Genomic DNA, 11970 nt, shown 5'->3' on the forward strand with positions numbered 1-11970 from the left:
CCTATAAGTATTTATTTATCTTTTAAAATAAATATACAATGTTCAACCATTACTAAAACGCAACTTTCTTATAAGCCTAGTATTTTACCTTAAAATCGCCTATAATCGCCTAAAATCAAAGAATATGAGGTAATGCATCCAGTGATGAGTAAATTAATTTAAGCTACATCCTTCGTGTATCGCTATGAATCACAACCTAAGAAGGTAGTACGTATCATACATAGGTTCCTTTTTTACGAACAAAAAAAGAATACTCTTGTCAAAGAGTATTCTTGCGTAATCATTAGTCGGTTGTTGTGATGATGGGAAGGGGACTATATTAGGGTAAAATATGTTGAACATAAACTTTTAAAGTATAATAACTGTACGCTACCTATACAAAGTAATAACAACACAATCATCTGTGGCTAAAGATCTAATTCTTATGTAGCTTTTACAAATTGATAGACATATCTTTTTTTATACCTTTAACTAAATCAACTACGACCCTAATGTACTCATAAAACAATTTATATCTCTACTTTATATATGTATAGACGCCATTACTTATTCTATTTCTATATTCTCACTCCGCTTAATAGCATTCATAATTTCTTTCGCCAATCTAGTAATAACTGGAACAACTACCGAATTGCCTGCTTGTTTATATAAATGGCTTTGTGCAATATCATTCGGCAATATAAAGCTTTTTGGATACCCTTGAAATAAGAAGCATTCTTTAGGTGTTAATTTTCTAATCCCATACTTAGTTAAAACAAGAGGCACATTATGACCACCTGTACCCATATTAGCCGTAAGTGTTGGACAAAGATTAGATTTATTTTCTCTCACATATACTCTTCTCCATTGATATAAAGTATTTATATTTGTCATGTCTTTTATTAATTCATCATAAAATGCACAGTTTTTTTCTGTATAATAAAATTTATCATCTACTTTTTCATCATAATTTACAATATCAGTTATTTTAGCATCTAACTTTATTGGCTCTATACTTCTAAAATTGTATAAATCATTCTTATCTCTAAATCCTATAATATATATCCTTTCTCTATTCTGTGGTATATTACCATATTCACTTGCATTCAATATCATAGTTTTTAAATGATAGCCATAACTCTCCAACGTTTCTTTAATAACTTTAAAAGTATTTCCTTTATCATGTCCTAATAAATTCTTTACATTTTCAATAAAAATAACTCTTGGCTCTTTTTCTTTAATCATTCTTGCAAGTTGAAAAAATATTTCACCTCGTTCATCTTCAAAACCTTTTTGATAGCCCGCTATAGAAAAAGCTTGACAAGGGAATCCACCTACAATTACATCTACATGTGGCACATTGTCCGCACTAATATTATGGATATCATCTATTACTATAGGTGTATTATGATTTGCTCTAAAAGTAGCTCCTGCTTTTTCATCAATTTCATTTGACCATACAATTTCAAACCCTGCTTGTGAAAAGCCTAATTCTATACCACCAACACCCGCAAAAAAACCTGCTACTTTCATTATTTACTCCTTTTGCGACATGCTACAAATAACTTTTTAAATATAATCAGAAATACTGATTATATTTTCACATCATCTGTTATAATTCTCTTCAAAGTCTTCATAACTACCAGACTTTAAAAAATCCAACCGATACATATTATTTTCCATCTTTGATAGCTTTATACTGTCTATGCCTATTATATCGAGTTGTCCCTTAGTAACTAAATTCCCAGGTTTTAAATCAAGCACATCTCTTAAAATCCATTTCCCTAATGCAGAATTAGGATTACTCATTAATGCTTTACCACCTTGTTGTGCTACTCTCATACTCAATACACTTCCATTTGGTAATTTTACATCAAATGGCTCGGTTCTATTGTCATTTGTACTATATCTAAAAAAATTACGCTTAGCTTTATGTATCCAACTTGGTATTGATACATACACTTCATTCTCATCTCTCGCTCTACCATTTGCATTCCATTGATTAAGTCCCGAATGTTTTTCTACATTTTGTGTTCTTGGACTATATAATGGCAATACTATGTAATCTTCACCAGCTTTTATCTCACTACTCCACACAGCACTGGCATCTTCTTGCGCTTTTGCAGATAACAAAAACTCATAAGGATCTTTTAAAATATCTACATGAAATCCCCATATTTTTTTCTTATCTGAAGTATCAAATCTTTTTAACAATGTACTTTTAGAGATACTAAAATTATAATCATGTATATTATCTGTAAAGTGTATCGTGGTTTTATTTATTTGTTTTAATTTGATTTTTTCAATATCGATAAAATCCATATGTTCTTCATAAATAGCCATATATCTATTACTTCTAGTAATTAAATGATACATCATGTCCGATAATTTACAGATCCTCATGGTAGATTTAACTCTTTCATTCCTCATTTTAGAAACCATTCTGACTAATTCTAATCCTTCTAGACCTTGTAATAAATATGACTCTTTATTAAATTCTGCAATTTTCTGAAACGTTTTACCATTACTCTGTAAAAATGTTTTTAATCCTATTCCAATACCATCTTTACCTGCATCAGCAGAAATATCACTCCTTGATAAATTATCCGCCTTGAATGCTTTACAAAATATATTTTCCATAGCTCTATAATACAAAAATGGATTATTACTCTCTGCAAATAAATTTGATAAAGAACCTGTAACTTCTAACAGTTTTATGTATAGTTCTCTATCTTTTTCTGATTGTTTTATAAAAAAGCTATTTTCCATCTAATCCAACCCCCGCTCATTTTTAATATTATAGCATTTTCCCTCCTTTTTTTCCTATACACTTCATTCATTGTATTTAATCTGAATTAGCTTTTATTTTATTTAATACACTGATAGATTTTTTCTATATACATTTCCATTTATCTATGTAAAAAAATGCGTATTCCCTTTAAATTATTTGCTTGTATACACTACTTTTATATTAATATATATCACGTAAGTTATACAGATTCTAATCAACTATAAAACAAAAAACTATTAATTATAAATCAAATATATCTCCTTATCACTTAATTTATATCTATAGTATAGTACAAATGTTCTGTTTTTAAAACAGATTATTATAAAAATAATACTCCAACAAATTCGTTCCTCATCATCGCACTCACAACTTAACAATGGTAACCATCTTTTACGTCTGTTTTTCATCCTATATACTAAAGGGGGCACTATGCCCCCTTTTACGTTATATCAAGTTCAATACTGAATGTAGTCCATGCTATCGTTCTACCGATTAGTAACGTTCTTTGTAACAAATGTATCGGCCATAGCCTACGAATCAACTTCATAAGGTAGCAAAATCACTAACTTTCATCATACAAGAAATACCGCTATCACCTCAACAAAGATAGCTACAGCTAGCCATACCATGTTCACGAGGGCTCACCCCTCACCGACAAGTCCTTATCCCTCAAAACTCACTTCGCATATCATCACCGATGCGATTACGGAGCGCCTCTAATGCGTGTTTATATCGATAATGAATCGCTTGCCGTGTGCACCCCATCCGTTTTCCTACCTGCGCCATCGTTTCACCGCGATAAAATACACAATACATAATATACCGATTCGTCCTTTCCAACTCTCCCAAGGCCGCCATCACGCGCCGCTTTGCATCGTGTCGCTCCATCGCGTTTAAGGCTTCCCCTTCCGTATCTGCCAAGGATCGTATATCTTCCCACGCAATCTCTTTAAAGCTCTCTTCACCGCTATGAGTATATTGCAACAACTGCTCACGCTCCCAATTCCTACTGCATCGTTTGTAAAAGTTCCAATTGGCAAAGCGAATCTTGCTCATCGCAAATCCCGCAAACTGAACGGGCCCCTCTATATCATACTGCTCCACGGCCTCAAATAAAGCCATCCACATTTCCGACAACAAATCTTCGCCTAAAGTAATGGCGAAACTATTATGCCCATATTTAAGTACCAATCGCTCATAGCGTCGACAAATCTCTGTTAGCGCCCCCTCTATATGATTGCGGTACGCTGCCACTAACTCTCTATCACTCATCAATCGTGCTTTTTCTTCGCCTATCATTGTTTTCATTTCACTATCTCCCTACGGAGAAATGCATTTCTCGTACATACGAGCAATAGCTATTGCAAATTTAACTGTAGCGCTTGCTTGTACTATAAATGAAAGGCGTAAGCGGTGCAAATGGCTAGTTGGCTTCTCTTATAACGAACATACAGCAACTTCACCCACTTTACTCACAATAGGGTGACTAAAATGGGTGAAGTTGCTGTACATAGCACAAATTTCAATTTGTCGATATCTTCTACGTAGGATGCAAACTTGTCTTGTAGTTCTTTAGGTGGCACAGGAATCAAGATTTTTTTTACAGCTTCATTCATTAACTTATCATTACCAACATGACTTACATGGTCTTTAGCAACCATACCTAGTGCAAAAGATAAATATATCATATTTATGTTAACGGTCTTAGCTTTTAAAGTTCCACAAACATTAGTACAATTGAATTTACCGTTTCTGTAAAATACAGTGCCTGCATTTGCTCCATCAGTAGTCCACGTTACATATTCTCCATCAAAATCAAAAGTATCAATAAAACCAAAAATTCCTTGATTTGTTGTCTGTGATGAATAGACTGGATATTTCCCTGAATTTAATCTTATATAATCTTGATTTATAACTCTACCTCTACCATCAAAACATAAATTTTCAATAGTTTGTTTCTTATATAAATTTTTCTCAAACATCTCGACAAATTTTGATTTGAATTAACCTATATATTTTCTATGAGACTGTTTTACATTATTTTGATTTACCATTGCATAATGCAAAGTGGTGTCTATTTTTGTGTGCCCTAAAAGTGTTTGAACTTGCTCTATAGGCATTCCTTTATCAATCGCCTTTGTTGCCAGGGTTCTTCTAAATTTATGAGGATGGACTCTTTCGATATTAAGTTTTTCTCCTAGGTTTCTAAGTCTAATTTCAACTCCTGATATTTTTAGCCTATTGTAGGGGCTATGTAAAGATACAAAAAGAGCTTCATTATCATCAACCCTACTTTCAAGATAGTCTAACATATGAATTTTAGTTCTTGCATCAAAATATACGATTCTTTCTTTATTTCCTTTTCCTAACACAACACACTCTCTTTTATCAAAGTCAATATCTGATATATTTATTTTCGTCAACTCTCCTATACGAACTCCAGTTGATGATAAAAAGTCTATTATAGCTAAGTCTCGAATATTTTTACAAGAATCTCTTAATAACTCTAATTCTTCATCTGTATAAACTGCTTTTACTGTAGTTCCTGTTCTTATTTTATGGATACGCCTTGCTGGACTTTTTATAATGTGGTTTTCTTCTTCCAGCCAAGAAAAGAAACTTGATATGATGCGCCTTATATTATCAAGGGTTGTTTTGCTTACCTCATTGGTATCTGCATATGAAGCAATATAAGAACGTAAATCGCTGGTTTCTATTTGTTTTACGATCTTGTTTATACTATTCATCATCTTTTTTATAGTGCTTTTATAATAGGAAAGAGTTCTTTCAGAGCAACCTTCAACTTTTTTTGCGGATAGAAACTCAGCTAAGTAATCAAAATCATCACTTAGGTTTGAATCATCCTTCTCTATGATTTCCTTATTCCAGAATGTGTGATGTAAAGTCTTTTCAAGTTTTTCCAACTGTTCATTATTTAAATAGCCCACCATGTCTTGCATAATTTCTGTAATCACTAAATTTTTCATAAAATCCTCCTTGAAAAATAAAATGCAGATAACAAGTTGGTGGGCTTATTTTATCTAAAGTATTTATCTATTAAATTTTCTTTTTCTATTTCTGCTTTTTTCTTTCTTTCATTGGCTTCAAATTTCAATTTGTCGATGTCTTCTACATAAGATGCAAATTCGTCTTGTAGGTCTTTTGGTGGAATCTTTATTACCGTATTTCCTATAGATGATTGATTGAGAGTAGCTCCCTTAATAGCATTCAATTCTCCTGATGACCAATCATGTATAGATAAATACAATCGTAAATAATCGTTGTCAACATAATTTTTACCCCTATTTAAAAATGCAATGATAGCTTCATTTGTATAGATATTTTCTGATGTTATTGCTGTTCTTCCAATAGTTAATTTAAAACTCATAATAACAGTACCAGCTGGTACATGTTTTATACCTGTATCAATAATAGCTTTATCAGTTATAAATTCCGAAGTATCACTTGTAAATCTATCATAATTTCCCATATCCGCAACTGAAATCCACTTATATCCAATTTTATTCCAGTATTCATTATTATACCTTGATGGAGTTTTTCCTAATTGAAAAGAAAATAAATCTGATAACTTTTTAGATTCAAAATTTTTCCCTTCAAACATCTCGACAAATTTTGATTTAATATCTTTATCATATTGTTCTAATAATTCTTTCTCTTCATTTATTTTATTATCTACTTTCTTAAATTCGTCAATTATTATTTTTTGTTGTTGTATAGATGGAATTGGAACTAGATAATCAGATATCTTTTCTTTGTCACCACGTGGCATCTTAATACCTTTAGCAGTTGACATTATAAAGTCAAAGAAAGCATCATCTTTCATAATTTCATAAAGATATTCAGGAAGAATCCTGTTATTATCTAAAATTCTAAATACTAATATATCATTTGAACATCCACCTTGATGATCTGCCAGCCAAATCTTTTTCAGGTATGGTCGAATATTTGATACTAAGATATCATTCTCATAATATCGAGTTACTTTATTGACGTTGGGTATTTTATCATATAACGCAACACCTCTTTTATCCTTCAACATATTATCTGTGGTTACATAATAATCAGGATTAATCTCCCTATACATAACTTTTTCTGTTACGTACCTTGCTATGTTGCTTAAATTGTCTATAGGAAAACTCCCTAGATAGTCATTTTTTAGATTTTTTCTTTGAATAACAATTCCCTTATTAAACCCCACACTTCTAAAGTCTAGCATATCTTTAGTAGTTAGATAATAGTAGTATTCCTCTAAATCATCAATAGAGTATTCTTCTCCATAGAATGACTTTCTAATCAAAGATGCTAGGTTATTTTCATCTCGCCTATCTTCATTGTTATATAATTTCCCACCATGGTTTGTTATCTGTATTCCTTCTTGTCCCTTTCTATTAGACCATTTATAGCCTAAAAATTCTTCTTGTTCCTTATTGTCGTTAGGTGCATTTATTATAAGGGTTCTTTCTTTATACGTTAAGGCAAAATATTTAATTTTTTCTCTTTCAATGTCAAAAACATAGTCGTAGAACATTTTATTTAAGATACTATCTTGCTCATTTTTTTCTAGTTTTGTAAAAGTCTTTTGTTTTTTCTTAGTTTTAACAGAGCTTAAACCTAAAAAGCTTGATGTATAATTTTTAAAGTATTTATTTTTATATTCGTCATAGTTTACGCTTTTATCAATGAATTTTTTATAATCGCCTATCTCTACGTCTATTGTTTTTAAATATTCTTTAAATATGTTTTCATCTTCCCAATTTTCTAAGGATTTTCCAGTTATAATTGATTCCACACTATCTTTCACTAAATCAATTTTTTTAGGCGGTTCGTCAAATTTTTCTAAAAATAAAACTACCGTATTTGTGCCAGTTGCCCCGAAAGTTTTGCTAGACAAAGATACTATGGCTCTAATTTTAAAATTCTCAAGGATTGACTCACGTGCTGAAATAAAGCTTTCGTTTTCTTTATTTAGTATAGAGGAAGGAAGAATGACCGCAGCAACAGCCTTAGGCTTTAAAAGTTGTGAAATTCTTTCTACAAAAAGAGTTTCAATTTCAGATCCTGTATTTGAAACTTTATCTAAAACTGTAAAATCGTTATGTTTAAGATTTAAATGTGGTTTGAACGCAGAAACAGAATAAGGTGGATTTGCTACTAGAATATCAAAACTTTCTGAAATAATTTCTTTTTCCTTATAGTTTTCCAGTCCGTCACCAAAGATAATATTCCCTACTCCTGCTCCATGCATGAATAAAGATATTTTTGAAACTCTAGCAAGTCTATAGTCTTTTTCTATACCATAAATATTATCTCTTGCCCATGAATAATCTATTTTCATCTCTGAATCAAGATAGATAAAAATATCATTTACGGCTTCAAAACCTTCTGTCAAAAAGTGACCCGCTCCACAGGCATAGTCAATTATTTTGGGAAAGTTTACTTTTTCATCCTGTCTAATTATTTTCTCCAAAGGTAGACTATCCCAAATAAAATGAGTGATCGGCACAGGTGTAAAAAATTGTCCTTCATTTTGCTTAAATCCCTTATTTAAAAGTTGTTCAAATAGATCTCCTAACATTTGTAAATTATTTGAACCAATAATTCTATAGTTTTCAAATAGCTTTACAACTTCTACTAGAATTTTACCATTTTGAAGGAATAATTCTTCATTATGAACATCTTTAAAGGCAAAGTCGTTATTTGTATAAAATTTTAAAATGCGTAGTGTTTTATCAAGTTCTTTAATTAACTCTTTTCTATTATTGCCTGTATATTGCTGAATCGTTCTTTTTGCATAGTCTTCGGGTATGTAGAAAATATCTTCTTTCATAAACTGTTCCATACCTTCTTTATGAAGTCGTTGAAGTCTATCTTGCAAACTTTCATAGGTATCTGTTCCATCTTTATATTGAAAGTCGACAACATCTGAATCTACTTTTCGACTTTCATCAACAAGTTTACAAATAAACAGTGCCACTAATCTATTAAAAGCATTTTCTTTATCTGATACATTATTATGTCTAAGAATTTCTTCAAATCTATTGACAACTTTATCATCACCAGAAAAATCGATAAGGTCTTTCTTACGTAACGGTTTGACACCTACTTGATAGGCTATAGAGTCATCTCTAAATAAAATATCCCCTAAGAGTCTTTTTTCGTAAGTTTCTTGCCATACCGTATAGAGTTCAGGCACAGTATAAGCATTTTTATAAAGAAGAATTGAAGAATCTTGTTTCGATAACTCAATTAAGTTTTTGTCATCGCTACAATTGATAGCACATGTTTTATAAGTTATTTTATCGCTATCAAGTGTTGAAGTATAAAGGATCAACCATTTACAATGTTTTTCTTGTTGCCAATACGAAAATAATTGAGCTCCATCATTTAGAGTATCTTTTAACGCTTTATCATATTCTTTATCATATGTTTTACACTCAATGATAAAAAGAGTTTTTCCACTACTATCTTTTACTAAAATATCAGCTCTACCACTTTTTTGATCATGCCCTAAAGACCAAGTTTTTTCAATTTCTATATGTTCTGGTCGATATCCTTTATCCATCAATCTGGTTATACATTCCAACACAACAAAATTTTCTGGTTCTGAGAAATTACATGTTGTTTTTTTATGAATGAGTAACCCTTTATCTTCAGGATAATTTATTTTTTCATGTTCAAAGTCAACAGAAATGAAGCAATCAAATTCTGGATAGTGTTTTATCAAATGGTTAGTTTGATTGTCTTGTTTATAACCAATTAAATCTAAAGCTTTCTCTAAATTTGATTTTGTTATCATTCCTAGTCCTCCTTACTTTTATAGTGCCTTAATTCTAAAGTAATACAAATTACTTCCTATTTACGAATGCACCTGTTTATACAGGTGTAAGAGATTTATATCAGATTCTCTACACGCTCCCCCTATGAGAACATACTTTCATATATCCCCAAAAGCCGCGCCACGTTATCCGTATCGTATTCAATTTGTTCGGACCACCGCGCCATTTGCACCAGTTCATGACCATGAACGGCGGCCATCATAAAGATATATTCTGCGCTATCCCGCCCGTAGGCCAAGAGTGCCTCAAGGGATACGTCCGCCAAGCGCGGTATGTGCCGATAGATAATGTATTGATAGAGCCGTTGAAATAGAGCGCTATCATACACCGTTTGATAGTGCTCTGCTCTGGCGACCACATCGTGTATATGTGCCGTAAGCCACGACAAACCCTCTGTCCAGGCCTGATGAATCGGTTCCGTTGTTTCTAGAATCGACAACAGCATCAAATAGTCCGCTTCATTCGGAAGTGGCACAAACGCCATATCCTCCTTCGTGCAATCTATGCCCAACTGCGCTAATAGGCGATCTACCGTGGTGTACCCATATATCTTATGTTCCTCTCCTACGGTAAGGTATAAAGTATCTTCTTCAGGCACATCCATAGCACCTACTATCTCGCTGATACCCGTATCAGAGGTTGGCACACACACTGCCTTTTCCAAGCTCGTTACAGGCGCACTCAGTAACTCACACGTCTTTTCGCAAGCTAGGCCCACACCAGCTAGTTCAATCGTCCGATCTGTTCCATCTTTCACATATCCATAAAAACGCGGATGATGATGGCAAATATCACATAAATAGTCTTCCCCTTTGGCAAGCACTAAGGAACATAATCCACTCGCTTCCAACAACGGGCAATACCCTTGCTCATTTAGGGCAAAATAATGATGATCCCCCTCACCGGCTATACTGGCCCGAAGCCGTTCACCGAACGGCCCTGTCAGCTCTCGGTATCGTGCATACGAGGCCAAATCAATATCAATTTCCCAAGTTTGGCAGCACGTATGTTCACACCTGTCCGCCTTGCACTGAAAGTCATCATACCACGTAGGATATATAGAAATCATAAGCACCTCATCTACTCATTCTAGGTCATACACACTTGTTATTGCATACGTTTACATCTACTTGTCATCTACACATGCAGCACTGAAACGGTTACGCATGCACTACGATGCGCTCTCCTGTTCTCATATGGGTAAACGCCACGCACACGGACCGCAACATAAAGGTATGCCCCGTATGAGAGGCTCCATACAAGGTATCGCCCACCAAGGGATAGCCAAGGTAGCTAAAAGCCACGCGTATTTGATGGGTTTTACCCGTATAGAGTCGCACCAACACGTTTGTGACGGGGCCCACATCAGCCATAGACGCATAGGATCTATCGGTTACGGACAAATGTCTAGCGTCTTTTCCATAGGCCGCCATACTGTCATACGTGTCTAGCACTAGATACCCCGTTTTCGTCATGACCCCCAACGAACTTACCTCATAATGGATGCCATCATCACTGCGCTTCATCGGTAAGGCGATCACCTGTAGGTCTTTATCCATGCATGAGGTGCCTTCTCGTTCCCCTACGCACGGCAAATTCTCGTGGTGCACCACCGATAGGCTGGCGCCATCCACTAAGGTCTTCTCCTTTGTGATCTGTGCTATATGCGTAAATAGTCGCCCTTCCACGACGGTGGTATACCATTTTTCAAATTGATTCGTTTCCATTTGTTGTTGGTAAAAGCTCTGTGCCACATGACTTTTACAAATCACGATGCACCCTGTCGTATCACGGTCTAAACGATTTAAAAATCGAATTTTTCGCCGAATGCCCTGATCTTTGAAATACTGTGCCACCAGGTTCGCCAAAGAAATTTGTCCCCCCGAATTAACGGTCATCCCCTTCGGTTTATCCACAATGAGTAGATCCTCATCTTCGTATAGAATGGTGATAGCCCCTTGTATCGGTGTATAGTCGACAGTCTCCTTCATCATCTGTAGGCGCAACTCATCACCAGCTACAACTGGCGTTTCCGGTGTACATCTATGCCCCTCTAAAAGGACTAGTTTTTCATGGAATAATTTTTTCATGCCCTTTCGTGGTAGCCCTCGATTATCTAAGATGGCTCCTACCGTATGAGCGCCACCTTGTATATCTTCTTCTGTAATAGAAATGACCATATCATCGGCGCGATTTGTTTTTCTTGCCATAGTACCTCCTCGTACTCCATACATTGATTTCCTCTCGTCGTAGCGTGACTATGGTAAAGCAACCTTATCCGCATCCATTCTTCCATGTGCCATCAGCCATGACGACCTACTATGAAAAGAGTACATCATGAGC

The 11970-nt window shown here is 34.2% G+C and carries 8 protein-coding genes; all 8 read right to left on the reverse strand.

Features of this window, described 5'->3' with window-relative positions; genetic code table 11:
* Window positions 1-546: 546 nt before the first annotated feature.
* On the reverse strand, window positions 547-1512 hold the full coding sequence (locus P6940_RS03195; protein ID WP_277293176.1) for a DNA cytosine methyltransferase: 966 nt from the start codon (window positions 1510-1512) through the stop codon (window positions 547-549).
* A 72-nt stretch (window positions 1513-1584) separates the two neighbouring features.
* A complete protein-coding gene (locus tag P6940_RS03200; protein ID WP_277293177.1) occupies window positions 1585-2748 on the reverse strand; it encodes a restriction endonuclease PLD domain-containing protein in 1164 nt (387 codons plus the stop codon).
* 691 nt (window positions 2749-3439) lie between these two features.
* Window positions 3440-4078 (reverse strand): RNA polymerase sigma factor, encoded by a 639-nt coding sequence (locus P6940_RS03205; protein WP_277293178.1) that lies wholly within the window; start codon window positions 4076-4078, stop codon window positions 3440-3442.
* A gap of 164 nt (window positions 4079-4242) precedes the next feature.
* Window positions 4243-4752 (reverse strand): restriction endonuclease subunit S, encoded by a 510-nt coding sequence (locus tag P6940_RS03210; protein WP_277293179.1) that lies wholly within the window; start codon window positions 4750-4752, stop codon window positions 4243-4245.
* Between the two features lie 21 nt (window positions 4753-4773).
* The gene (xerA, locus tag P6940_RS03215; RefSeq protein WP_277293180.1) at window positions 4774-5757 is read right to left on the reverse strand and encodes a site-specific tyrosine recombinase/integron integrase; all 984 of its coding nucleotides are present in this window, start codon (window positions 5755-5757) and stop codon (window positions 4774-4776) included.
* A 50-nt stretch (window positions 5758-5807) separates the two neighbouring features.
* Window positions 5808-9587: an N-6 DNA methylase gene (locus tag P6940_RS03220; RefSeq protein ID WP_277293181.1), complete on the reverse strand. Its 3780-nt coding sequence runs from the start codon at window positions 9585-9587 to the stop codon at window positions 5808-5810.
* Window positions 9588-9709: 122 nt separating this feature from the next.
* Complete coding sequence (gene fliB, locus P6940_RS03225; RefSeq protein ID WP_277293182.1) at window positions 9710-10696, reverse strand: flagellin lysine-N-methylase; 987 nt, start codon at window positions 10694-10696, stop codon at window positions 9710-9712.
* Window positions 10697-10787: 91 nt separating this feature from the next.
* A complete protein-coding gene (locus P6940_RS03230) occupies window positions 10788-11837 on the reverse strand; it encodes an RluA family pseudouridine synthase (RefSeq protein WP_277293183.1) in 1050 nt (349 codons plus the stop codon).
* Window positions 11838-11970 lie beyond the last annotated feature (133 nt).

The sequence above is a fragment of the Veillonella montpellierensis genome (genome assembly GCF_947090115.1).
Taxonomy (GTDB): domain Bacteria; phylum Bacillota; class Negativicutes; order Veillonellales; family Veillonellaceae; genus Veillonella; species Veillonella montpellierensis.

Bases quoted from the DNA above. Each gene is read 5' to 3' on its own strand.
- P6940_RS03200 (WP_277293177.1), bottom strand. From the start codon at position 2,748: ATGGAAAATAGCTTTTTTATAAAACAATCAGAAAAAGATAGAGAACTA.
- fliB (WP_277293182.1), bottom strand. From the start codon at position 10,696: ATGATTTCTATATATCCTACGTGGTATGATGACTTTCAGTGCAAGGCG.
- P6940_RS03220 (WP_277293181.1), bottom strand. From the start codon at position 9,587: ATGATAACAAAATCAAATTTAGAGAAAGCTTTAGATTTAATTGGTTAT.
- P6940_RS03210 (WP_277293179.1), bottom strand. From the start codon at position 4,752: ATGTTTGAGAAAAATTTATATAAGAAACAAACTATTGAAAATTTATGT.
- xerA (WP_277293180.1), bottom strand. From the start codon at position 5,757: ATGAAAAATTTAGTGATTACAGAAATTATGCAAGACATGGTGGGCTAT.
- P6940_RS03230 (WP_277293183.1), bottom strand. From the start codon at position 11,837: ATGGCAAGAAAAACAAATCGCGCCGATGATATGGTCATTTCTATTACA.
- P6940_RS03195 (WP_277293176.1), bottom strand. From the start codon at position 1,512: ATGAAAGTAGCAGGTTTTTTTGCGGGTGTTGGTGGTATAGAATTAGGC.
- P6940_RS03205 (WP_277293178.1), bottom strand. From the start codon at position 4,078: ATGAAAACAATGATAGGCGAAGAAAAAGCACGATTGATGAGTGATAGA.